This window comes from Phyllobacterium zundukense (assembly GCF_002764115.1).
GTDB lineage: Bacteria > Pseudomonadota > Alphaproteobacteria > Rhizobiales > Rhizobiaceae > Phyllobacterium > Phyllobacterium zundukense.
This window is the reverse complement of record NZ_CP017940.1, coordinates 2,026,068-2,049,418: the sequence shown is the minus strand read 5'-3', so window position 1 is coordinate 2,049,418 and position 23,351 is coordinate 2,026,068. Positions and strand designations below refer to the sequence as shown.

The window sequence follows — 23,351 nt, the reverse complement described above, 5'->3', positions numbered from 1 at the left end:
CGGTTTCAAGGTAACGCTTACGGCAACGACATCTTGGAGAATAATGTGCGCAGACTGGTTCTGATTTCCTGCATGATGATCGCAACGACGCCAGTCTTTGCGCAAACGATCGATGCGGAAGGCGCCAAGAAACTGGCGGAAACACTGTCGAAATATGTGGGAAAGACGGCGATAGAGAAAAATATCGTCAATGTCGTTCCAGAACGAGACAGTTATCGCGTAACGTTCAGCACGGGCAAGCTGCTCGAATCATTGCCGAAGCAGGACTATTTCAAGGGTGATTTTGGCGAATATAGCCTGCTGGCGAAGCCGCTCGCCGACGGAACATGGAATGTTTCATCAACGATGATGCCCGCCGGCTCGGTCGAAGTAACGGCTCCGACAGGACCTGAATCGATCCAGTGGTCCGTCGACAACGCCAACATGAACGGAATCTTCGATCCGAAGATCGGCGCGCTCTCCAAGGCGTCGTTCTCTTACGGCTCGTTCAAGATGAAGTCGACCAGTCCGACTCAGGACGTCGAAGCCAGTGCGAATTCGGCCAAGGGAGAGATGATCGGAAGCCCGGCTGCGACAGGCGGAATTGATTTCAGCAATATCCAGACCGCAGCCGATTTCCAGGAGACAATGGTCATCAAGTCTCCACCATCCGCTGACGACACTGCGACAGACGGTAGTTCTGTTGCATCTGCTCCCGCCGATCCGCTGAAGGTGGTCGTTCGAGGCAAAGAACTCGGAGTAAATACCGAGGGCAAGGGGTTCCGCAATCTTGAGCTCCTGGATCTGTGGGCGTTCTTCATTGCTCACTCAGAAGAAAAGACGCTGAAAGATCCTGATCAGGCTGAGCTGAAGACGAAACTTCTCGCGGCGCTGCCGTTGTGGAACAAGCTCTCCGGCGCCTATCGCTTTACTGATATGGATGTTGAAACGCCTCTCGGACCTTTCACTGCAAAGAACATTTCGCAGGAACTCAACTTTGACGGCATAAGCAAGAGTGGCGGATACCATTATGCGTTGCGTAGCAATGGCTTGAAATATCCTGTTCTTCCGATACCTGAATGGAGCGTGGCGTTTCTGCCGACGGACGTGGAGCTGGCATTCGGAGCTACGGGGATCGATCTCGACACGGTGGCCAAGGCGGCGATCGCTGACATGGATTTGAATCGGGAAAAGCCCTTCTCCGATGAGTTCGAAGCCAGCACTGCTGCCGCATTCATGATGAACCCGCCAAAGGTGGTCATCAACAAGAGCTTGATCAGGACGGCGGATACTGAACTGACGGTCGAGGGTGAGGTATCATTCACCGCGCTGAAGCCGGAAAGCCGCACGACGTGGGAAATGACAGGTTTCGATGCAGCGCTTGACCGCCTGACAAAGGCTTCCGAACAGGAACCGGAGATCAAGGACTATATCGTCTTCGCCAAGCTCGCCAAGGATTTCGGTACGCAATTGCCGAACGGACATATCCAGTGGATTGTCGATCAGAAGGCCGACGGCTCGGTGAATATCAATGGCAATCCGGTCAAAGGGCCCGATCCGGTTGTCGAACCCGGCAGCGATGGCGCGCTGGATGGTGGCGCGACGCTGGATAACAATGTCATTGTGCCCGATGACGAGGAAGACAACCAGACCGCCCCGGCTCAGTAAGGCCCGTTTCACGCCCTCTTGTCCGTTGCGCTTGGCTGCAACGGACACTATAGGTCTGTAATCAAAACTTGAATTCCAGGAATCCCGAATGTCTGTCGATATTTCCACCGTCAAACGTGTTGCGCACCTCGCCCGAATTGCCGTGAGCGAGGATGATGCGACACGCATGACCGGCCAGTTGAATGCCATTCTTGGCTTTGTCGAACAGTTGAACGAAGTCAATGTGGACGGGGTCGAACCGATGACCTCGGTTACGCCCATGGCGATGAAGAAGCGCGAAGACGTGGTCAATGATGGCAGCAAGGCCGCTGACATCGTTGCCAATGCGCCCATCCACGAAGAAAACTTCTTCGTTGTCCCGAAAGTGGTGGAGTAAGCGCAGCGATGGCTATCTCCGTTGCCGTTGAAACGCCGCTTCAGGACGATGTCCGCGCGCTGGTTGATGATCTCAACGACCATCTCCTGCCGCTTTCTCCCATCGAGTGCCAGTTCAAGATGACTGTTGAGCAGATGGCGGGCGACGACACCACGGTTTTCGTGGCGCGCGATGAAAATGGGCATGCTGTCGGCTGCGGGGCTCTCAAGGAACACGGTGACGGCGTAGGCGAGGTCAAGCGCATGTTCACGCGGCCGACGATACGCGGCCAGCGTGTAGGCTCGACGTTGCTTGATGCGATTACCAATCTCGCGAAAGACAAGGGCGTCACGCGGCTCGTTCTCGAAACCGGCACTGGGCCCGGTTTCGCGGATGCGTACCGCCTATATGAGCGTTCCGGCTTTACCCGTTGCGGCGTGGTCCTCGACTACCCGGATTCCGAACATAGTGCATTTTACGAAAAGCAGCTTGCCCTTGCGCCAGCTCAATAAGGACTTGATATGACCGATCTAACCGCTCTCACCATTGCCGAGGCGCGCGACCAGCTGAAAGCGAAGGCGATCACCGCCACCGAGCTGACCGGCGCCTATATCCAGGCGATCGAGAACGCCAACGAGGCGCTGAACGCCTATATCGTCACCACGCCGGAAAAGGCGCTGCAGATGGCGGAAGCCTCCGATGCTCGCCTTGCCGCTGGCAATGCCGGAGCGCTGGAAGGTATTCCGCTCGGCATCAAGGACCTTTTCGGTACAGAAGGCGTCCATACCCAGGCCGCCTCGCATATTCTCGACGGCTTCAAGCCGCACTACGAATCCACCGTCACTGCCAATCTCTGGGCGGATGGCGCGGTCATGCTCGGCAAGCTCAATATGGATGAGTTCGCCATGGGCTCGTCCAATGAAAGCTCCTACTACGGTCCGGTGAAGAATCCCTGGCGCGCCAAGGGTTCCAATGCCGATCTGGTGCCCGGCGGTTCGTCCGGCGGCTCGGCTGCTGCCGTCGCCGCACGGCTTTGTGCCGGTGCGACCGCCACGGATACCGGCGGTTCGATTCGCCAGCCTGCGGCCTTCACCGGCACGGTCGGCATCAAGCCGACCTATGGCCGCTGCTCGCGCTGGGGCATTGTTGCCTTCGCGTCGTCGCTGGATCAGGCAGGGCCGATCGCTCGCGATGTACGCGATGCGGCGATCCTGTTGAAATCGATGGCTTCGGTCGATGCGAAAGACACGACATCCGTCAACATCGCCGTTCCCGATTACGAAACTGCCATCGGCAAGCCGCTCGCCGGGCTCAAGATCGGCATCCCGAAGGAATACCGCGTCGATGGCATGCCGGAAGAGATCGAAAAGCTCTGGCAGCAGGGTATTGCCTGGCTGAAGGATGCCGGTGCTTCGATCGTCGATATCTCGCTGCCGCATACAACGTATGCGCTGCCTGCCTACTATATCGTGGCTCCGGCGGAAGCTTCGTCCAATCTCGCCCGCTATGACGGCGTTCGCTACGGCCTGCGTGTCCCGGGCAGGGATATCGTCGACATGTACGAGAAGACCCGCGCCACCGGATTTGGCGACGAGGTCAAGCGCCGTATCATGATCGGCACCTACGTCCTTTCCGCCGGTTACTACGACGCCTACTACCTCCAGGCGCAAAAGGTACGTACGCTGATCAAGAAGGATTTCGAGGACGTCTTCCATGCGGGCGTCGATGCAATTCTGACCCCGGCGACGCCTTCCGCGGCGTTCGGCATTGCAGACCAGGATATGGCGGCCGACCCGGTCAAAATGTACCTCAACGACATTTTCACCGTGACGGTCAACATGGCGGGACTTCCGGGCATTGCAGTGCCGGCTGGTCTCGACGCCAGGGGCCTGCCGCTCGGCCTGCAGCTCATTGGCCGGCCGTTCGACGAGGAAACGCTATTCCAGACCGCCTATGTGATCGAACAGGCCGCAGGCAAGTTCAACGCGCCGAAATGGTGGTAATCAGGCGCGCAACAGAAGCCGACATCGCAGCGATCGCTGCGATCGGCTCCCGCGCCTGGGCGTCCAACGTCTTTTCGTTTGAGCCGGAATTGCCGGGCATGCGGGCGCATGTCGAGCAGGCGTTTCGCGAATTTGCCGAGGCGTCGTACCGCGATGTCCTTGTCGCCGTAGCTGACGAGACCGTGCTTGGCTGGGGTGCCCGGGAAGAAGACAATGACTATATCTCGGACCTGTGGGTGGAGCCCGTTGTTCAGGGGCAGGGCATCGGCTCCTCACTCCTGCGCGCATTGATGTCCGCCATCGCGGAAGCTGGTTATACGAAAGCCCGTATCGGTACCCATGCCCGCAATGTGGGAGCCATCCGGCTTTATCAGCGCGAGGGTTTCGATATTGTCGAGCAGGGTCCGGAGTGGTCGACCAGCCTCGAGCGGGAGATCGACAAGGTGAAGATGCTGGCGGAGCTCGGGTAAGGATGTTTTTCTACCTCTCGAAAATCTTCTGGTTCTTCGCCCAGCCACTCAACTTTTCCATTCTGCTGGTGGGCATATCATTGATTGCGTTGTTGCTTGCCTGGCGTCGCACGGCGATGCTTGCGGCGTCTTGCGCATTTCTGGTGCTGGCGCTTGGTGCGTGGACGTCGCTTGGTGCGCTGATGATGCACCCGCTTGAAGACCGCTTCCAGCGCCCGGCTGCGTTGCCGGACAAGGTGGACGGCATCGTGGTTCTTGGCGGGGGCCTTGAGGGCGGCGTCAATCTCGTGCGCGGCGGCTACGAAATGAATTCGAGTGGCGACCGCTTTGTCGAGGCCGCAATTCTTGCAGCGCGCCATCCAGAGGCGAAGGTCGTGGTCACTGGCGGAACCGGCAACATGATCCTCGAGGGCGAGGGGGATGGTGTAACAGCACCGCGGCTGCTGACAGCGCTCGGCATTGCCCCGAATCGGCTCATCATGGAAAGCCAGTCGCGCAATACCTATGAGAATGCGGTTTTTACCAAGGAAATGGTGGACGCCAAGCCGGGCGAGACCTGGGTTCTCATCACATCTGCATTTCACATGCCCCGCTCCGTCGGCCTTTTCCGCAAGGCCGGGTTCGACGTCGTGCCATGGCCATCGGATTACCGCACATCCGGGAATGAGACCATTGGTCTTGCGCAGGATAATCCTCAGGACTCCCTGCAGAACATGTCCCTGGCGCTGAAAGAATGGGTTGGCCTTCTTGCCTATTGGATGACCGGGCGCATCGACCAGCTGTTGCCATCGCCATGATGAGGCAGGTGGACGTTCTCATTATCGGCGCAGGCGCCGCGGGCATGATGTGCGCCATCGAAGCCGGCAAGCGCGGGCGCTCCGTGCTCATCATCGATCATGCAGCCGCACCCGGAGAAAAGATTCGCATATCCGGTGGAGGCCGCTGCAATTTCACCAATCTCAATGCGGCGCCGCAAAACTATATCAGCAAGAATCCGCATTTCTGCATCTCTGCCTTGCGGCGCTACACGCAGCGCGATTTTATAGGCCTGGTTGATCGCTACGGCATCGCGTGGCACGAAAAGACGCTAGGCCAGCTTTTCTGCAATGGATCGGCAAAGCAGATCATCGAGCTCCTGGTCACGGAGATGAACCGGGCAGGGGTGGAACTTCGATTACGCACAAGCGCGGACTCTATCGAAAAATCCGGCGATGGCTATGTCGTCGATTTGGCGGGTGAGCGCGTGAGATGCGCGTCGCTGGTAATCGCTTGCGGCGGCAAATCCATTCCGAAGATGGGTGCGACCGGCTTTGGCTATGATATTGCCCGGCAGTTCGGGCTCGATCTTACCGAGATACGGCCGGCGCTGGTGCCTCTCACCTTTGACGAGAACACGCTCGCTCCGCTCAAACCGCTTTCCGGCATCTCGGTCGATGCGGTGGTGAGCCACGGCAAGACAAAGTTCACGGAAGCCATGCTGTTCACGCATCGCGGTCTCAGCGGCCCGTCCATCCTGCAGATTTCATCCTATTGGCGGGAAGGCGACACAATCTCAGTCGCCATGCTTCCAGGCACAAAGGTTTTCGATGCCCTGCGTGCCGCACGCGCCCGCAATGGCCGGCAAGCGCTTCAAACGGCGCTTGCAGAGTTGCTGCCCAAGCGGCTCGCACAATTGATCGCGGAAAACAGCAAGATCGAAGCCCATCTGGCGGACCTTTCCGACAAGCAATTGCTCGCCGTCGAGAAGGCAGTCAATGAATGGCAGGTGAAGCCAGCCGGTTCCGAAGGCTATCGCACCGCCGAAGTTACGCTTGGCGGCGTCGACACCAACGGGCTCGATCAAAAAACCATGGAAGCCAAATCCAATAAAGGGCTGTATTTTATCGGTGAAGTTGTGGATGTAACCGGTTGGCTCGGCGGCTATAATTTCCAGTGGGCCTGGTCGTCGGGCTGGGTTGCCGGTCAGGCTGTATGATGGTTCGGTTCTGAATAGCTCCTGACACCAAGTTGTCAGGAGGTGTCATGTATGAAAGCCGTCACTGGAACCAATAGGGGGAGGAACTCATGACAATTCTGGCAAGCTGCCATTGCGGCGCAATCAAGTTTGAAGTGAGCGAAGCGTCTGCAAGCGTTACTGTCTGCACATGCACGTTTTGCACCAAGCGCGGCGCGCTCTGGGCCTACTATACGCCTGCACAGGTGAAGCTGTCGGTGACGCCGGAAGCTGATGCGGTCTATACGCGCAACGGCATGAACAAGCACCACCATTGCAATGTCTGCGGCTGCGGTACGTTTTCCCAGGTTCCGACCTGGACTGATTACAAGCCGGATTTCGATAACCCACGCATCAGCGTGAACGTGCGGCTCTTCGACGATTTCGACATCGCCACCCTGCCGGTGGAAACCATAGATGGAAGGAATCTCTGGTAACGACCGGTAAGTGATTGCTTGATTGGAGGAATCCTGCTTCCCTGACAATGTCAAACAGGGAGGTACGGGAATGTGGATCAATCTGACCGACGTCAACGGCGATCACATCACGCTCAATTTCACTCACGTTGTCTCGTTCAACCCCTACGGAACCGGCACGCACATCGTCACGGCCACACCCGGTCTTACCTTTTTTGTCAAGGAAACCAGCGAAGAGATCCAGAAAAAAGTCGGGATCACAACAAGCTAGGGCAGGGACAGTTCCGGGTGCTTGTTCACCCGTAGAGGTTAACCCATGATGATGTGCATCCAACCGCGCATCGACTTGCTAGAATGGCAAGATCGATAACAGCGGGCTCATTGCTATGAGGGACGAAGCTATTATTATCGCGATTGCGATGGCTACGGTTATTGGCGCCTATATTTTTTACGGCGTTTCCGTAGCGCAACTTTCTGATGTTCAGATCGCGTTGACCATGCCGCCATCATAATCGGTGCTGGTAGCCCTGCCGGCCATCGACCAATCACACCGGTTGTAACATTGCTTCAGCGATTTCAGCCGAAGGACGCCGCTATTATCAGCGTCCGAACGAAATATTCGAAAAATTTTGGACCAGGTAGCGAAAGTTTATTACGTTTCAGCTCGACGCTTTGAAACGATGGCAGTTTTTATTCATTGGTGAGGAACCTATTCGCAGTCTATTGGTTTTATTCAAATATAGGTCAAAATTCGATACAAATAGTGATTTGTTAAATCGGTTTAGTTTTCATACAAGAGTGCAGTGCACACGGAATATAAACGTCTGCAGGACAAGGATTACTCTTCTGGAGAGTGGTTTTAGAGTGGAGGTATCAAAGAATGATAACAATAAATAAAGATACATCGTCATCAAATGAAACAAATGTATTGAAAATTGCACAAGTGGCCAAGGCAAAAGCAGCCCTGATCAAGGCCACGGCAAAATTAAGCGAGCCCTGCGACAAGCGGACAATTTCCCAGATTTTGCGGGAATCCAATGGCGGATTCAGCTTCCGCCGCTGAACCATCAGTTCTTCTTTTCAATAGAGTTGCTCTTCTAGAGCGGTATATTGTCGTGTTTCTTCCACGGGTTTTCGAGATCCTTGTTGCGCAACATGCGCAGGGCTCTCGAGACCCGTTTGCGCGTTGAATGCGGCATGATCACCTCGTCGACGTAGCCACGCTCCGCTGCCACAAACGGTGACAGGAAGCGGTCTTCGTAGCGCTTGGTGTGTTCGGCGATCTTCTCGGCGTCGCCAATATCCTTGCGATAGATGATTTCAACTGCGCCCTTGGCACCCATCACCGCGATCTGTGCCGAGGGCCAGGCGTAATTGAGGTCGCCGCGCAGATGTTTTGACGCCATCACGTCATAGGCACCGCCGTAGGCTTTGCGGGTAATTACTGTGATCTTCGGTACCGTTGCCTCCGCATAGGCGAAGAGCAGCTTGGCGCCGTGCTTGATCAGCCCGCCATATTCCTGCGCCGTGCCGGGAAGGAAACCCGGAACGTCGACAAAGGTGACGATCGGAATATTGAAACAATCGCAGAAGCGGACAAACCGCGCGGCCTTGCGCGACGCATCGCTATCGAGGACACCTGCAAGCACCATGGGTTGATTGCCGACGATCCCCACGGTCCGGCCTTCGACGCGGCCGAAGCCGACCACGATATTCTTGGCGAAACTCTCCTGAATTTCGAAGAAATCGCCTTCGTCGACGGTCTTCCTGATCAGTTCCTTGATGTCATAGGGCTTGTTGGCGTTGTCAGGCACCAGCCGGTCAAGCGAATAGTCGAGCTCGTCGGTGGCCTGGTAGCATTCGATTTCCGGAAGATCGGCTGTGTTGGATGCTGGCAGGAAATCGATCAGGCGGCGCATCTGCAAGAGCGCGGCGACATCATTGTCATAGGCGCCGTCTGCGATCGATGACTTGGTGGTATGGATCGAGGCGCCGCCCAGCTGCTCGGCGGTCACCGTTTCATTGGTCACGGTTTTGACCACGTCCGGGCCTGTGACGAACATGTAGGACGTATCACGCACCATGAAGATGAAATCGGTCATCGCAGGGGAATAGACGTCACCCCCAGCGCAGGGGCCCATGATCACCGAGATCTGCGGAATAACACCGGAAGCCAGGACATTGCGCTGGAAGATCTCGGCATAACCGCCGAGCGCGGCAACGCCTTCCTGAATGCGGGCGCCGCCTGCGTCGTAGAGGCCGACGACGGGCGCACGGTTGCGCAGCGCCATATCCTGAATCTTCTGCACCTTTTCCGCGTGGGCTTCAGACAGCGATCCACCGAAAACCGTAAAATCCTTGGCGAAGACGAAGACCGTGCGGCCATTGATCGTGCCCCAGCCGGTGACGACGCCGTCGCCGGCAAATTTTGTCTCTTCCATGCCGAAATCGGTCGAGCGATGTTCAACGAACGTGTCGAATTCCTCGAATGAACCCTCGTCGAGGAAGATGTCGATACGTTCGCGCGCCGTCAGCTTGCCGCGCTTGTGCTGCGCCTCGATCCGCACCTTGCCGCCGCCTTCGCGGGCAATGGTTCTGCGGCGTTCAAGCTCGATGAGCACATCCTTCATGGCATCCTCCTCATTTTGTCATTTCTGATATCAGGAGAGGGAGACGCTTGGAAGCAGCTTTATCCACCATCAAGAAAGCGACTCGTCCAGAAGTAGCATTGCAAGTTCAAAGCAACTCGCGCTAAGCAGATTCTGGGGTTTTACAGCGCAACATTTGTTTCGGGGGAAACATGGCATATTCAGACCAAGTTCAATTTGGCCGTGATGATAGGTACAGCAGGCACCGTTTCACGTTCTCTGGAACGGCAAAAGAATATTTCGGCATCTGGATCGTCAATGTCCTTCTGACGATCATCACCTTGGGCATTTATTACGCTTGGGCAAAAGTTCGGCGCAACAGATACATGTATGGCAATACAGCACTGGCGGACGGACGATTTGATTACCATGCGCGGCCAAAACAAATTCTCATTGGCCAGATCATCGTTATTGGTTTCATCATTCTCTACAATGTGCTTCTGACCTTTGCGCCGGCGCTCGGGATCATTCTCGCGGTGATTTTTGTCATCGCCATGCCGTGGCTCATTGCACGTGGCTTGCGCTTCAATGCACGCGTCACGAGCTATCGCAATGTCCGGTTCGATTTCACAGGCCGCTATTGGGGCGCTGCAAAGGCGTTTTTCCTTGGTCCTGTCATCGCGGCAATTACGTTGGGAATTTGTGCTCCCATCGCAAGCCGGTGGATGCTGCGTTATACGTTCCGAAATTTGCTCTACGGAGGGCGGCCGGTCAAAACGGAGCCGACGCTGGGTGACCTCTATGGTATCTGGTGGCTGCCAGCGCTTCTCACCATAGGCGGTTGGGTACTTATCGCCGTCCTCATTTTCCCGATGCTGACCTCGCAGATCCAAACGCTGACGGAAAATGCCAGTGGTGCCGAAAGCATTTTCGGGAATATGGCAACTGTCGTTCTGCTGTATTTTTCGCTCTTTGTTGTTGGGAGCATTGTACAGGGCCTCTACTCCGCAGGTGTGCGAAATGTCGGATTCAGCGCAACGACGTTCGACGGACGCCACTACTTGTTGTCTGACATGCCGCGCTGGCAATTTGTCTGGATTGTCATTTCCAATCTGATCGTCACGATTGCAACGCTGGGCCTGATGCGACCCTGGGCGACTGTACGCTTGGCGCGGTTTCAGGCAGCGCATACGGAAATGGGTTTCGACGGTGAAATCGGTGAAATCCTCTCGACGATCAAGGATACTGGGTCTGCTGTAGGAGCAGAGTTTATGGATATCGAGGGAATAGCTGTTGCCTTCTGATCCCCAGCCAATCGCGGGCATTTGGTATCCGGAGCAGTCAAACCGTTTCGTCAGGGCATCTCTGGTTGCTGAAGGGGCAAACCTGTCGGTGTTGGCGGAAGACGGTGCATTGCTGACTTCCGGGGTCGTTTCGAACACGACTGTGACTGAGCGGGTCGGTAACGTGCTTCGGCGGCTGACCCTCGCAAATGGCAGCGTGTTCGAAACGCCAGACAATGATGCGATCGACGCGCTCGTGGCCGTCGCGAAGGGCGGTCGCGCGGGCTGGATCCACCGGGCGGAGCGATTTCATCCGCGTTTGGTTATGTTTGCCGTGTTGGCGATCCTCTTTATCATTGGCATATATCGCTTTGCGCTACCGGCTCTCGTCGAATTGGCCGTTGCTGTAACCCCGCCGGTGGTGCCGGAAATCATGGCAAGAGGTACGCTGCAAACACTGGATGCCACCACGTTTGACACCACGGCGCTGTCCCCTGACGAGCGATCGAAACTTCGGGAGGGCTTTGAACGCTTGAAAGCCCGGTCCGGATTGGATTCCGGCAGGTTCAGGCTGGAATTCCGGCAGGGCGGGTTGATCGGGCCGAACGCTTTCGCTTTGCCGGATGGCACGGTCGTCATAACCGACGAGCTGGTGAAATTCGCTGATGGCGATACGGAGTTGCTGCTTGGGGTTCTGGCACATGAGATTGGCCACGTTGAACTGGAGCATAGTCTCAGGCAGTTTTATCGCTCGGTTGGCGCTGCGGGCCTGATCATGCTGATTGGCGGCGACATTGGCAGCGGCATGGAGGATATTCTCGTGCAGGGCGGCGGGTTGTTGGCTCTTTCTTACTCACGCGCCCAGGAGGCTGACGCCGACCGGCATAGTGTTCGACTGATGGCCAAGGCCGGGTACGATCCCGAAGCGATCGGCCGGTTCTTTACGCTGCTGGAATCAAAACTTCACGACGACAGCGGAACAAATATCCTCGCTACGCATCCTGGCACACCCGAGCGCCGCAAAGCGGTGCACGAGTACGCGCAGGAGTTGCAATCAGCGAACTGAATTTTCTACCAGCTGCCGGTATTCGGCATCGAGAGCCAGGGCTCCTGTGGCGGCAGTGGCGATCCCTTCTGCAGAATCTCGATCGAAATGCCGTCGGGTGAGCGGACGAAGGCCATGTTGCCATCACGCGGCGGGCGGTTGATGACAACGCCCTTATCCTGCAGCGTCTGGCAGGTCTCGTAGATATTGTCGACGACATAGGCGAGGTGACCGAAATTGCGCCCGCCGGTGTATTCCTCCGGGTCCCAATTATAGGTCAATTCGAGTTCCGGAGCCCGTTCTGCGGCCGATCTGCCCTTGTCTTCCGAGGCTGCGAGGAAGATGAGCGTGAACCGGCCTTTTTCGTTTTCCGTGCGGCGGACTTCTTCCAGACCGAACTTGTTGCAATAGAAATCCAGCGATTCATCGATGTCGCGGATACGGACCATTGTGTGAAGATAGCGCATCTTTTGCCCTTGGTTTCTTTTCACGGGAATTGAAAGGTGGTGGCGTTCGACCCTGCCGATGGGTTACGAACCACCCCGCATTTCGTAGCACTTAATATTTAGCTTCACAAACTTGTGGTTTAAGCCAACAAACGCCGTTGAGGATAAACACCAGTTTTGCGTGTAGTTTTCAACAAAACCAACAGATGATACTTGCTCTATGGCCTTGGTCAGGTGTTATTCTTCGGCAAGAGAATCAGTGTTTCCTGCAGGAGAGGAGGGGCTAGCTTCATGTCGGACAGACCAGTATCAGCCCAGCGTTCCCCCGATGACGAAGGTCTAAGAGACGATTTGGACCTCATCGAGGTTGCGGGCGCGATAAAATGGTTTGACGTGGCCAAGGGTTACGGCTTCATCGTGCCTGACAACACTGATCTTCCTGACATCCTTCTCCACGTTACCTGTCTGCGGCGCGATGGTTTCCAAACCGCACTTGAAGGCGCGCGCGTCGTCTGCGAAGTCAAGCAGGGCGAACGCGGTATGCAGTGTTTCCACGTCAAGTCCATGGACAACTCGACCGCGGTTCATCCGACGGAAATGCCGCCGGTGCGCACCCACGTCACGGTGACGCCGTCGAGCGGGCTCGAGCGCGTTCTGGTCAAGTGGTTCAACCGCACCAAGGGTTTCGGTTTCCTCACGCGCGGCGAGGGTACCGAGGATATTTTCATCCATATGGAAACACTCCGCCATTTCGGCCTGACCGAGCTGCGTCCGGGACAGGTCGTGCTGATCCGCTTCGGCCATGGCGACAAGGGCCTGATGGCTTCCGAAATTCATCCGGATATCGGCACGCAGCTGCCGTCTTCGCACTGAAGACCCAACGATGTCCCGCCTGAAATCAGTTCTGGCCGGTATGGTTTTTCTCCTATTTTCGATAATTCCGGCATTAGCGCTCGATCAGGCGCCCATGCACCTTGCCATCGACCCTGCGCCGCTGACCGTCAATACGGCCAAGGGCGATGTGCCGTTTCGCGTTGAGATTGCCGACACGAATGAGGAGCGCGAGCGCGGCCTGATGTTCCGCAAGGATTTGAAGGACAACAGCGCGATGCTGTTCATCTTCGATGACACCCGCCTGGTCACCATGTGGATGGAGAATACGCCGTCAGCCCTCGATATGCTCTTCCTCGATGAAAAGGGCCGCACATCCGCCATTCGCGAAAATGCGGTCCCGTTTTCCCGCTCCACCATCTCTTCGGGCGGTCCCGTTCGTTTTGTTGTGGAGGTAAAAGCGGGAACGGCAAAACGCCTCGGCTTGACAATTGGTGACAAGGTGCGGCATCCCGCTATTGAAGCCATCGGGCACTAGCAAGGCCAGGACATGCAGTTTTTCGACAATGACGGATTGAAGCTCGCTTATCTCGACGAAGGCGAGGGCGAACCCGTCCTGCTCATCCATGGCTTTGCATCATCGGCGTTCTACAATTGGGTGCAGCCCGGCTGGATACCGACGCTGACTGCGGCGGGGTACCGGACCATTGCGATCGACAATCGCGGCCATGGCCAATCAGACAAGCCGCACGATAAGTCGGTCTACACGCCAACCCTGATGGCGGGTGATGCCGCTGCTCTGCTCGACCACCTTGGCATCCAGACCGCCCATGTCATGGGCTATTCCATGGGCGCCCGCATCAGTGCATTCCTGGCGCTGCAACATCCCCAACGGGTTCACGACCTGGTTTTTGGTGGCCTCGGCATCGGCATGGTCGAAGGCGCCGGCGACTGGTCGCCGATCGCCGAAGCGCTCATGGCGGATGATCCGGAGGCAATCTCTCACCCGCGTGGCAAGATGTTCCGCATGTTTGCTGACAAGACCAAGAGCGACAAGATTGCGCTGGCCGCCTGCGTGATCACGTCCAAGGAAGAGATCAGCGCCGAAAACATGGCGCGGATAACCCAGCCCGCGCTCGTCGCCGTGGGCACGAAGGACGATATTGGCGGAAGTCCGCACCGGCTTGCGGAATTGATGCCGCAGGGCGAGGCAATCGATATCCCCAATCGCGATCATATGCTTGCCGTTGGCGACAAGGTGTTCAAGCAGGCTGTCCTGGACTTCCTCAAGCGCCATCCGCTGTGAGCAAATAATCAGCCAATTGCGATCTGACACGGGCAAGGGAACATGGTCGTCCACCTGTTCGTTCCTTGCACGACAGTGCTGCATGAGCTATGGCAACTCTTCAATGAGACCGTGATATTCAGGCAAATCGATCATTGCTTCAAAATTTCTTGCCTGAGGGCTCTGGAAATTGGAGTGTCAAGCAATCATTTTTGCCGTATGCTGAATTCTAGAGCACGAATTTTGGCCAAATGCCCGGAGTAGGAAATGTCCGCTAGCAGTCCGATAAAAATGACCGGATCGGTCAAGCAGATGGATCCGATTTGGCTTTCCATTCGTGCGGAAGCCGAAGAGACGATCCGTAACGAACCGCTCCTGGCGACGTTCCTCTACACGACGATCCTCAATCATCAGTCACTGGAAGAGGCGGTGATCCACCGGATTTCCCAGCGTCTCGATCACCCGGATATGGAGTCGGAACTGTTGCGGCAAACCTTTACGGCGATGCTGGAAGCAAACCCGTCCTGGTCGCAAATCCTGCGGGTTGATATCCAGGCCGTCTACGACCGCGATCCGGCCTGCACCCGGTTCATCGAGCCTATCCTTTATTTCAAGGGCTTCCAGGCAATCCAGACCCATCGCCTTGCTCACTGGCTGTGGAACGAAGGCCGCAAGGATTTTGCGCTCTATCTGCAAAGCCGTTCGTCCTCTGTTTTCCAGACGGATATTCATCCGCAGGTGCCAATGGGCCAGGGCGTGTTCTTTGACCATGCGACCGGCATTGTCGTCGGTATGACCGCCGTCATCGAAGACAATGTTTCTATCCTGCAGGGCGTTACACTTGGCGGCACCGGCAAAGAATCCGGCGATCGTCATCCGAAGATCCGTCATGGCGTGCTGATCGGAGCCGGGGCAAAGATTCTTGGCAATATCGAAATCGGTCATTGCTCGAAAGTCGCTGCCGGGTCGGTCGTTCTTAAGCCGGTCCCGCACAATATCACCGTCGCTGGGGTTCCCGCCCGGATTGTCGGTGAGACAGGCTGCGCTGAACCCTCCCGCGCCATGGACCAGCTCGTCACCAACTTCGATTAAAGGCGGCCGCAGAGGTCTCCACGCGGCAGCACGGTTGCAATCTGCCCTTTACAGGGCGGACTTTCGCATGCCAAAAGCCGCTAGCCAATTACGACAGGAGACCTCAAGTGAAACCCGAAGAACTGAAAAAACTCGACAGCTATTTCAAGCGCACATTCAGAAACACGGAACTCACTGTGAAGGCTCGGCCGCGCAAGGACGATTCAGCCGAACTTTATCTCGGCGATGAATTCCTCGGCCTGATCTACAAGGATGAAGACGAGGGCGAGCTCTCCTACAATTTCTCCATGGCCATCCTCGAGATGGATCTCTGATCAGCTCGACCGTTTTGAGTGACGCCGTACCGGCGTCACTTCAGCCCCTTGATATGGGCTTGGGCAAACGCCTGCATTTGCAGGTCGATCTGCTGCCAATCGTTCAGCATTTCCCTTGGAAAGCGATAGGTTAGTTGAAGATCTTCACCGACAAAAATATCCCGCTGACATGATGCAAGGTTGTTCCTGGATGTTTCGATATCGAGGCAGCGCGCCACGAATGGCGCTTTTCCTGCGCGCTGCGGCGAGACAATCAGCTCCTCATTGACAAATCCACTCTCGGTTTGAAGCGTCTGAATGGTCAAACCGGCCGGACCCTTGACGCCGGGCCCATCCGTCAACGTGCTGTAGATCGGACCATAGCGGTCTGACATGTCCTGGGAGATGGCACGTGGCTCGAAGGTCACGAACAACAGCCGTTTTTCCGGGCCGGAACCATTGAAATCCTGAATGAACTCTGGTCGGTAGCCTTGCATGTCAGGCCAGTGCAAATAGATATCGACACGCTCTGCGACACCGCCTCGCCGCTGTCTGTCGAAACGTATCATATTGGCAGGGAGCGCCAGCACAGTGTTGCCAATGACAATTTCCTGAAGGGTCGTGTCTTCCGTATGCCCGCCCAGCGAAATGCCGTGGCCAAGGAAGCGGCCGGCAGCAGCAAGGCCCAGCGACAGAACTGCGAGCGCTGCCACACAATAGAAGATGCGCTGCAGGGATGAGCTGCCTGCAATCGGCTCTATCCTGTGTGTCGAAGACTGCATGAACCTTCCGAACGCCGATGGGTGATCGATTCAATCTAACGCGCAGAGTGCTGATTTATGGTTAATTGAACCTGAAGATGCCGTGGGTGAGGTGATCTCGCCAACCTTCCAGCAGTTCGCTAAGGTTCGGCGGATACAGAATCTGGGGAGATGCAATGCCGATATTTACGCTGGATGGACATGCACCGCAATTCGAGGACCGTGAGTCGAACTGGATCGCGCCGGATGCGACGTTGATTGGCAAAGTCTTCCTTGGAGAAAATGCCGGTATCTGGTTCGGCGCTGTGCTGCGCGGCGACAACGAGCTGATCCATGTCGGCCGCAATACGAATGTCCAGGAGCATACGGTGATGCACACCGATATGGGCTATCCGCTCACCATCGGCGAGGGATGTACCATCGGTCACCGGGCTATGCTCCATGGCTGCACGATCGGTGAGAATTCGCTGATCGGCATCGGCGCCATCGTTCTCAACGGCGCAAGGATCGGCAAAAACTCGCTGGTCGGCGCCGGGGCGCTCGTGACAGAGCGCAAGGAATTTCCGGATAATTCATTGATCGTAGGCTCGCCGGCAAGGGTCGTGCGGACGCTCGACGACGTGGCCATTGAGCAACTGAGACTGTCCGCCGTGCATTATGTCGAAAACGGCCGGCGCTTCCTGCGCGGCATGGAGATCGACTGATAGACAAAAGCCGGCCCTGTTTCCAGGACCGGCTTCTGCATTCCTCGTATGACGGCTTATTGCGCTTCGATACTGCCAACCAGAACCTGACGGTCATCATTGATCGAGACCCATGCGCCGGTATTGTTTGTCGCCTGACGCTTCAGGTAATCGTAATTGGTCTCATTCCACGGCTTGATGCGTGGTTCCAGATTGTCGAGCACATAGTCGCCGCGATCCGTGCGGACGGTGAGGACTGCATGTCCTTCGCCATTCATCTGTCGCACGACTGTGATCAACAAATCGCTGAGCGGTATCCCGCTCTCGTTGAGCATTTTCCGCTTGAGCAGAACATAATCCTCGCAATCGCCGACAGTCGTCGGATAGGACCAGACTTCCGCCTTGCCCCAGATATCCATGTCGGTCGCCGGCTGAATCTTGCTGTTGACGCTGCTGTTGACCTGAACCAGGAGGCTCCAGGTCTTTGATGTCAGCGAAGCCGCCTTGTTGTCGGTGCTCTTTACATTGCATTCGTTCTTATAGGTCTGGCAGAATTCATAATGTCCGATCGGCTGCGACGTGCGTCGGCCTGTCTTCATGAATGTTCCGCTCGACGCACTTGGATCGGCCTGTGCGGTCATGCACATGAAAAGAAGGGCCGCCCCAAGCAAAATTGTCTTTTTTATCATCCCGTCGTCTCCCCGGTTGAGGCGACAATGACAGAGAGAGTTTGATCGAGCGGAAATGTCGATCAGTAAATATGAATCAAATCAGTAGCAAAAAATAAACTAATTAGAATATAACTATGTATTAATAACTATTACTATTTTATTTAAATGCAGTTATTATTGAAGTTGTTGAAGAAAAAGAGACTTAAGCATTCGTTTCTCGGAATATTATGTGATTTATGATGCCTTAATGCCTGTCAGTGCATTGCGACTGCCTCGCCAGAATTTCGTGGCTTTTTGGTCAAAAAATATCCGCGATATGAAATGGCTGCCTAAAATTTATCGAAAACAGAACCAAAATTGGTCCTATGCGCTAGTCATGTCTCGCAAAACGATCCGTTGCAGCGATGATTGCCTCGCTCATACCCGGGTCTGAAGGGGAATGGCCGGCATTGTTCACAACAACAAGCTCACCATCTTTCCAGACCTGCGAGAGTTCCCACGCTGTCACCAGCGGCGCCTCGAGATCAAGCCGCCCTTGCACCATAACGCCGGGAATTCCATTGAGACTACTGGCTTGCTTCAAGAGAATTCCGTCTTCCAGCCACGCATTGTGATGAAAGTAGTGTGTGACGATGCGCGCCCGCGCCATCCGGTATGTAGCATCTGACCACTTCGGCGACGGCTTGGCGTTTGGATCAATGGAAATCGATGCTGCTTCCCAATCGTGCCAGTCTTCAGCTGCCTTGGCGCATATGGTGGGATCGGGATGTTTCAAAAGGTGGTAGTAAGCGGCAACAAGATCGCCGTCACGTTCGTGCTCCGGTACGCCACTTCGAAATCGCTTCCATTGCTCGGGGAAGAGCGGAGCCAGTTGCCGGTATAACCAATCGATCTCCGAGCGGCGGGTTGTCGTCACACCGGCGAGGACAAGCGCTGCCACCCGGTCACGATTTTGCATGGCATAGGCAAGTCCTAACGTGCATCCCCAGGAGACGCCGAACACGAGCCATCGATCGACACCGAGATATTGGCGCAGGCATTCCAGGTCACCCAACAGATGAGCAGTTGTGTTGACTGAGAGATCGATAGCTGGATCGCTGGCATGTGGCGTGCTTCGACCACATCCTCGCTGATCGAAGACAATAATCCGGTATGCCGCAGGGTCGAAAAGGCGCGTCGATCTGACGGAATGGCCAGATCCCGGTCCGCCATGAAGGACGACGGCTGGCATTCCATCCGGATCGCCGAAAACTGCCCAGTACATACGGTTGCCGTCACCCACATCAAGCAGGCCGCTGTCGGAAGGTGCGATCTCGGGATAAAGCTGTTTCATGTCCGGGCCGATGATGCTGAGCCAAAGCTGAGGCGTTCATCGGCGTTCTGTGTGAATACCTCATGACATTCGAGCCGGAATCATTGGATTGAACAGGTCAGTGTTCGAACGCGATGTCGATGGCTTCGCGGCTCTGAACGGTCGCAAATTCGATTGCGATGCCTTCCTCGAAGTGCCGGACGACGCGTCCGCGCATGGAACCGAGAATAACCTGGCTGTTCAGGGCAGGGCGCATGCGAATTTCCACGGCCGCACCGGAAATGGACAGATCGATGATCCGGCACGGATATTGGCGCCCGTCGGCCATCGACAAGGTGGTGATGGGATTGCGAGGCGCAATGCGCTGGTGGCGCCGGTCTTCCGGCATATCCAGCTCATGCTTGTTCGCAAGCCATGTCAGCTGCGCGGCAATCTTGTTCTTCTTGCGATCTGAAGCGGTCAGGGAAAGAAGAAATCCGCCGCGGACAAGGCGCTCTATAATGCCTTCGACCCGGCCGATATGATCGATATAGGCGATGACCCGCTCGCCATTGTTCGCCATCACATCCGTGGTAATCACAACATCGCCCGGCGACATTTCCTCGATCTGGCAGACATGTTCGGTGCGGTCTTCCAGCATGAAGCGGCCATAAAGCTGCACCTTCACACTATAGTACTTGCCCGTGGCGGCGGGGTTCGAGCTCGAATCGTCACGGTGTAATTGCATGAAAGCTGTCCAGATGGCGGAATCGACAGAGTTTGATGTGTTCAGACTAGGTCACAAGTCTTAACGCCAAGGTAACGGCAACCACAGGTTGATCATAAATTGCTAACCTAATCGATGATTTTTCCGCCATCGAACACGCGCAAATGTCGGACCTTGCGGCTGATGATTGTTCGCGCCAGGGGTAGGGCGGTTGAATTGGCGCTCTCCGATCCTGTGTGTACCGGATCTCCAAGGGGAGCGCGCGCTGGATGGCGCGGGTCGATGACCGAGACCGACTGGATCCGGTTTTCGACAATCGCATCTGATTCCAGCCAGAACGGCCTGCCAAGCGCCACGATCATCCCCATGAGATGCCGTTCATTGGCCTCACTGGCGAGTGGCACAAGAATCAAATTAAACAGTGCCTTGCGACCGCGTGTGCTTTTGCCTTCGTAGTTGAGCTGAACCACCGTCTTGCTCGTCATGCAATTCTTGACGAGGCGGGAGATGTTGCTTCTGTCCTTTATATGCCAGAGCGAGGCAAAGGACAGGCCCTTCAGCTCCGCACCATAGACGGAGCAGATACGGGTACCTGCGAGACGAAATCGTGGTTCACCCAACCCGGTCGCCTGCAGGATAAAGGTATCGGAGAGGTGAGGACCGATCGCAGCGGGGGCGATTTCCCTCCGCTCCGGCGCTGCACGGGTTCCGCGCAGCCTGTTCCAATAGGCGAAAAACTCGCTTGTTGCATCATGCCGCATAGGATTCATCTGCTTTCGGACACTTGGCAGGACTGGCCATGCTCTGGGACTCGTCGTGCGGACAGGACTCTGGCACCGACGAAACGCTGGCGCCACAGATGATGCGGGCGCGTCCACCGCGGCACCCGATTAAGGTTAATAATTGGTTTCGATTGAGGTGGGGCGTCGAGTGTGAGACAACACTCCCGAAAGTTCACATGTCCAAATATCCCTGAATTCAGGCCGTTCAGCATCACTGAACGGCCTTCTTTCTGTTTGACGATTTTTCGGCGCGTTCGGCCTTTGCTTGCGGCTCGATAACCGGCTAGCGTGCCGCATCGGCAAGTGCGAAGGCTGCGAAAGAACGAATGAACAACCCAGTGGACGTCCGCAATCATTCCTCCGGCAACGAGCCGGTCTTCAATATTCCGGGTGTCATCCTGGCCATCATGGCCATATGCGGGATACTCTTTGTTCTCGAAGCCTACGTGTTGAATGATGAGCAGGGCAGCGTTTTTCTGTGGAATTTCGCCTTCATTCCTGCCCGGTTCTCGCAATATGGCGGGTTTTATTCGCCCGCCGCCTTGCTGACGACCGTCACCTATTCGCTCCTGCATGGCAGCGTCGCCCATATCGCGCTCAACATGATCTGGCTCGCCGCCTTCGGCTCACCGCTTGCCGCGCGCATTGGCCCGCTTCGCATGGCGTTGTTCTGGATCGTGACATCCGTAGCTGCGGTGATGACGCATTTCGCAGTCTATCCGGACAGTACAGCGCCTTTGGTCGGCGCATCGGGCGCTGTTTCAGGCATGATGGGTGCAGCAGCGCGCTTCGGCTTCCGCCGCTCGACATTGCGCAATTCCGCAGCATTTGTCGGTGACATCCTGCCCATCGGTGTAGCGCTGCGGATGCGGACGGTTCTGGTGTTTCTGGGGGTCTGGTTCGTCACCAACATCCTCACCGGACTTCTGTCTGTCGGCGTCGACAGTTCGGCAACAATCGCCTGGGAAGCCCATATTGGTGGCTTTTTTGTTGGCTTTTTCGGTATTTCCTTGTTCGACCGGCGTGATGACAGTCGAATAGATCCTGAACTGCTGGTATAATTGCAAAGCGGTTGCAATAAGCGCAACATACGCGCACCATGAATTGGACCATCGGATGTAGTTTGGGGATGCCGAAGGTCTGGAGGCCAATGTGCAAGGAGGATGTACATGACAGTCAAATTGATTCTGGAACGTAAAGGCTACGACGTATTCAGCACGAATCCGGAAACGACGCTGGGCGATGCCATCACGATGCTGGCAAAGCACAAGATCGGTGCAATTGTCATTTGCGATCAGAACAAGGCCATCAAAGGCATCTTGTCCGAGCGTGACGTGGTCAGGGCGCTTGCCGCCGACGGCAGCGACGTACTCTGGAAGCCGATTTCGGAAATTATGACGATCAAGGTGAGCGTCTGCAGTGAAAGGCATACGGTCAACCAGGTCATGGAAATGATGACACGCGGCCGGTTCCGCCATTTGCCGGTCGAAAAGGACGGGCGTTTGCACGGCATCGTATCGATCGGCGACGTCGTCAAGCTTCGCATCGAGGAAGTGGAACGCGAATCCGAGGAGATTCGAAGCTATATCGCAACTGCCTGAGTTGATTGCCTCGGTCGGAGGCTTCTAGAAGACGAGCTTCTGCATGCGCTCGAGTTCACCGACGCGCGCCATCGTTTCTTCATAGCCGAGTTTGATCGCTTCGTCGGCGCGGTGAAACTCGGCGAGTCCCACATGGCCGATTTTCGGCATCAGCATGATATCTGGCGGATCACCCGCCATGCGGGCGCGCGAAATCCGGTCCTGGATGATGTTGAACGATTCCATCATGACGCCGGTAATGCCCAGGCGTTTGGAATATCCGGATCCGAAGCGCGAAGCCACCGCCTCGCCATCACTTGTCTGCGCATGGGGAGCTTCCGCTGCATGCTTGATGACGGCAGCGCGGCCAAACTGGTCATAGTGCAGATTGACGGCGACAACCAAAGGCTGTTCGTAGGAACGGCAGACCGAAACCGGAACCGGATTGACCAGGGCCCCATCCACAAGCGTGCGGCCATTGCATTCGACAGGCTCGAACACGCCGGGCAGGGCATAGGAAGCCCGCATCGCGGTGATCAGGCTGCCGCGCGTCAGCCAGATCTCATGGCCCGTATTGATCTCGGTACAGACCGCAATGAACCGTTTGGATAGATTATCAATCGACAGTTCTTCCAGATGCTCGCGCAGGCGGCGATCGAGCTTCATGCCGCCAAACAGGCCATTGCCGCCGAATCGCAGGTCAAGCAGGCTGAAGATGCCGCGTTTGGTCAGGCTGCGTGCGAATTCTTCCAGCTGATCGAGCTTGCCGCCAAGATAACAGCCGCCAACGAGGGCGCCGATCGATGTGCCGGCAATCATGGAAATCTCGATGCCTGCTTCGTCCAATGCGCGTAGGACACCGATGTGTGCCCATCCGCGTGCGGCACCGCCGCCAAGCGCCAGGGCAATAGGCGTCTTGCTGTCACGCGGCTTCTCCGGCGTGGTTACTGGCACGTCCAGATTATCACTGATCCCGATCGGTTCTGCCGCGCGCAATCGGCGCGATGCCCATTCGAGCATGGCCTACACTCCTGAACTCGTACTGTTTCAATATCCCCTGCATGACTTACGATACTAGTGTTCAAGGATGAATATTGCGTAATTGTGGC

Annotated in this window: 28 protein-coding genes; 20 read left to right on the top strand and 8 right to left on the bottom strand. The window is 56.1% G+C overall.

Annotated features, from left to right (window positions below; genetic code table 11):
- Positions 1–45 precede the first annotated feature (45 nt).
- The 10 genes from BLM14_RS10300 to BLM14_RS31010 all read left to right on the top strand — a co-directional run bounded on the left by BLM14_RS10300 (position 46) and on the right by BLM14_RS31010 (position 7,947).
- Positions 46–1,647 carry a hypothetical protein gene (locus BLM14_RS10300; protein ID WP_099999277.1) on the top strand — a complete coding sequence of 534 codons (1,602 nt, stop codon included), beginning with the start codon at positions 46–48 and terminating at the stop codon, positions 1,645–1,647.
- Positions 1,648–1,735: 88 nt separating this feature from the next.
- Complete coding sequence (gatC, locus tag BLM14_RS10295) at positions 1,736–2,023, top strand: Asp-tRNA(Asn)/Glu-tRNA(Gln) amidotransferase subunit GatC (RefSeq protein WP_099999276.1); 288 nt, start codon at positions 1,736–1,738, stop codon at positions 2,021–2,023.
- 8 nt (positions 2,024–2,031) lie between these two features.
- Positions 2,032–2,514: a GNAT family N-acetyltransferase gene (locus BLM14_RS10290; RefSeq protein ID WP_099999275.1), complete on the top strand. Its 483-nt coding sequence runs from the start codon at positions 2,032–2,034 to the stop codon at positions 2,512–2,514.
- Positions 2,515–2,523: 9 nt separating this feature from the next.
- On the top strand, positions 2,524–4,005 hold the full coding sequence (gatA, locus tag BLM14_RS10285) for an Asp-tRNA(Asn)/Glu-tRNA(Gln) amidotransferase subunit GatA (protein ID WP_099999274.1): 1,482 nt from the start codon (positions 2,524–2,526) through the stop codon (positions 4,003–4,005).
- A complete protein-coding gene (locus tag BLM14_RS10280) occupies positions 3,996–4,475 on the top strand; it encodes a GNAT family N-acetyltransferase (RefSeq protein ID WP_099999273.1) in 480 nt (159 codons plus the stop codon). The genes gatA and BLM14_RS10280 overlap by 10 nt, the downstream gene beginning before the upstream one ends.
- A gap of 2 nt (positions 4,476–4,477) precedes the next feature.
- Positions 4,478–5,272: a YdcF family protein gene (locus BLM14_RS10275; RefSeq protein ID WP_099999272.1), complete on the top strand. Its 795-nt coding sequence runs from the start codon at positions 4,478–4,480 to the stop codon at positions 5,270–5,272.
- Positions 5,272–6,450 carry a BaiN/RdsA family NAD(P)/FAD-dependent oxidoreductase gene (locus BLM14_RS10270; RefSeq protein WP_100001187.1) on the top strand — a complete coding sequence of 393 codons (1,179 nt, stop codon included), beginning with the start codon at positions 5,272–5,274 and terminating at the stop codon, positions 6,448–6,450. Before BLM14_RS10275 ends, BLM14_RS10270 begins: the two co-directional genes overlap by 1 nt.
- 89 nt (positions 6,451–6,539) lie before the next feature.
- Entirely contained in the window at positions 6,540–6,905 is a 366-nt protein-coding gene (locus tag BLM14_RS10265; RefSeq protein WP_099999271.1) for a GFA family protein, read from the top strand.
- 70 nt (positions 6,906–6,975) lie between these two features.
- Positions 6,976–7,155, top strand: a complete 180-nt coding sequence (locus BLM14_RS10260; protein WP_099999270.1) for a hypothetical protein — start codon at positions 6,976–6,978, stop codon at positions 7,153–7,155.
- A gap of 609 nt (positions 7,156–7,764) precedes the next feature.
- Positions 7,765–7,947, top strand: coding sequence for a hypothetical protein (locus BLM14_RS31010; protein WP_133123847.1), 183 nt, complete (start codon positions 7,765–7,767; stop codon positions 7,945–7,947).
- Positions 7,948–7,981: 34 nt separating this feature from the next.
- Here the strand turns inward: BLM14_RS31010 and BLM14_RS10250 are convergent, their stop codons facing one another.
- A complete protein-coding gene (locus tag BLM14_RS10250; protein WP_099999268.1) occupies positions 7,982–9,514 on the bottom strand; it encodes an acyl-CoA carboxylase subunit beta in 1,533 nt (510 codons plus the stop codon).
- A 170-nt stretch (positions 9,515–9,684) separates the two neighbouring features.
- Here BLM14_RS10250 and BLM14_RS10245 point away from each other — a divergent pair, with 170 nt between their 5' ends.
- Together BLM14_RS10245 and BLM14_RS10240 are read left to right on the top strand one after the other, a co-directional pair.
- Positions 9,685–10,776 carry a YjgN family protein gene (locus BLM14_RS10245; protein ID WP_099999267.1) on the top strand — a complete coding sequence of 364 codons (1,092 nt, stop codon included), beginning with the start codon at positions 9,685–9,687 and terminating at the stop codon, positions 10,774–10,776.
- On the top strand, positions 10,766–11,821 hold the full coding sequence (locus BLM14_RS10240; RefSeq protein ID WP_099999266.1) for a M48 family metallopeptidase: 1,056 nt from the start codon (positions 10,766–10,768) through the stop codon (positions 11,819–11,821). The genes BLM14_RS10245 and BLM14_RS10240 overlap by 11 nt, the downstream gene beginning before the upstream one ends.
- Before the next feature lie 5 nt (positions 11,822–11,826).
- On the opposite strand, the gene BLM14_RS10235 is transcribed toward BLM14_RS10240, so the two are convergent.
- Positions 11,827–12,267, bottom strand: a complete 441-nt coding sequence (locus BLM14_RS10235; protein ID WP_099999265.1) for a VOC family protein — start codon at positions 12,265–12,267, stop codon at positions 11,827–11,829.
- A 270-nt stretch (positions 12,268–12,537) separates the two neighbouring features.
- Here BLM14_RS10235 and BLM14_RS10230 point away from each other — a divergent pair, with 270 nt between their 5' ends.
- The 5 genes from BLM14_RS10230 to BLM14_RS10210 all read left to right on the top strand — a co-directional run bounded on the left by BLM14_RS10230 (position 12,538) and on the right by BLM14_RS10210 (position 15,768).
- On the top strand, positions 12,538–13,119 hold the full coding sequence (locus BLM14_RS10230) for a cold-shock protein (RefSeq protein ID WP_099999264.1): 582 nt from the start codon (positions 12,538–12,540) through the stop codon (positions 13,117–13,119).
- Between the two features lie 10 nt (positions 13,120–13,129).
- The gene (locus BLM14_RS10225; protein WP_237143328.1) at positions 13,130–13,615 is read left to right on the top strand and encodes a DUF192 domain-containing protein; all 486 of its coding nucleotides are present in this window, start codon (positions 13,130–13,132) and stop codon (positions 13,613–13,615) included.
- A gap of 12 nt (positions 13,616–13,627) precedes the next feature.
- On the top strand, positions 13,628–14,383 hold the full coding sequence (locus BLM14_RS10220; protein WP_099999263.1) for an alpha/beta fold hydrolase: 756 nt from the start codon (positions 13,628–13,630) through the stop codon (positions 14,381–14,383).
- Between the two features lie 246 nt (positions 14,384–14,629).
- Positions 14,630–15,454: a serine O-acetyltransferase gene (cysE, locus tag BLM14_RS10215; RefSeq protein ID WP_099999262.1), complete on the top strand. Its 825-nt coding sequence runs from the start codon at positions 14,630–14,632 to the stop codon at positions 15,452–15,454.
- A gap of 107 nt (positions 15,455–15,561) precedes the next feature.
- On the top strand, positions 15,562–15,768 hold the full coding sequence (locus tag BLM14_RS10210; protein WP_099999261.1) for a DUF3126 family protein: 207 nt from the start codon (positions 15,562–15,564) through the stop codon (positions 15,766–15,768).
- Positions 15,769–15,803: 35 nt separating this feature from the next.
- On the opposite strand, the gene BLM14_RS10205 is transcribed toward BLM14_RS10210, so the two are convergent.
- Positions 15,804–16,529, bottom strand: a complete 726-nt coding sequence (locus BLM14_RS10205) for a hypothetical protein (protein ID WP_099999260.1) — start codon at positions 16,527–16,529, stop codon at positions 15,804–15,806.
- 155 nt (positions 16,530–16,684) lie between these two features.
- On the opposite strand from BLM14_RS10205, the gene BLM14_RS10200 reads away from it, so the two are divergent.
- The gene (locus BLM14_RS10200; RefSeq protein WP_099999259.1) at positions 16,685–17,212 is read left to right on the top strand and encodes a gamma carbonic anhydrase family protein; all 528 of its coding nucleotides are present in this window, start codon (positions 16,685–16,687) and stop codon (positions 17,210–17,212) included.
- Positions 17,213–17,268: 56 nt separating this feature from the next.
- Here the strand turns inward: BLM14_RS10200 and BLM14_RS10195 are convergent, their stop codons facing one another.
- The 4 genes from BLM14_RS10195 to BLM14_RS10180 all read right to left on the bottom strand — a co-directional run bounded on the left by BLM14_RS10195 (position 17,269) and on the right by BLM14_RS10180 (position 20,641).
- Positions 17,269–17,880, bottom strand: a complete 612-nt coding sequence (locus BLM14_RS10195) for a transglutaminase-like cysteine peptidase (RefSeq protein WP_099999258.1) — start codon at positions 17,878–17,880, stop codon at positions 17,269–17,271.
- Between the two features lie 352 nt (positions 17,881–18,232).
- A complete protein-coding gene (gene pip, locus BLM14_RS10190) occupies positions 18,233–19,195 on the bottom strand; it encodes a prolyl aminopeptidase (RefSeq protein WP_099999257.1) in 963 nt (320 codons plus the stop codon).
- A gap of 97 nt (positions 19,196–19,292) precedes the next feature.
- Positions 19,293–19,901, bottom strand: coding sequence for a PilZ domain-containing protein (locus BLM14_RS10185; protein WP_099999256.1), 609 nt, complete (start codon positions 19,899–19,901; stop codon positions 19,293–19,295).
- Between the two features lie 107 nt (positions 19,902–20,008).
- Entirely contained in the window at positions 20,009–20,641 is a 633-nt protein-coding gene (locus BLM14_RS10180) for a PAS domain-containing protein (protein ID WP_157929512.1), read from the bottom strand.
- 347 nt (positions 20,642–20,988) lie between these two features.
- Between BLM14_RS10180 and BLM14_RS10175 the strand changes: the two genes are divergently transcribed.
- Together BLM14_RS10175 and BLM14_RS10170 are read left to right on the top strand one after the other, a co-directional pair.
- Positions 20,989–21,723, top strand: a complete 735-nt coding sequence (locus tag BLM14_RS10175; RefSeq protein WP_099999254.1) for a rhomboid family intramembrane serine protease — start codon at positions 20,989–20,991, stop codon at positions 21,721–21,723.
- A 108-nt stretch (positions 21,724–21,831) separates the two neighbouring features.
- Positions 21,832–22,263 (top strand): CBS domain-containing protein, encoded by a 432-nt coding sequence (locus BLM14_RS10170; RefSeq protein ID WP_099999253.1) that lies wholly within the window; start codon positions 21,832–21,834, stop codon positions 22,261–22,263.
- A 24-nt stretch (positions 22,264–22,287) separates the two neighbouring features.
- On the opposite strand, the gene BLM14_RS10165 is transcribed toward BLM14_RS10170, so the two are convergent.
- Positions 22,288–23,262, bottom strand: a complete 975-nt coding sequence (locus tag BLM14_RS10165; protein ID WP_099999252.1) for a patatin family protein — start codon at positions 23,260–23,262, stop codon at positions 22,288–22,290.
- Positions 23,263–23,351: the final 89 nt, after the last annotated feature.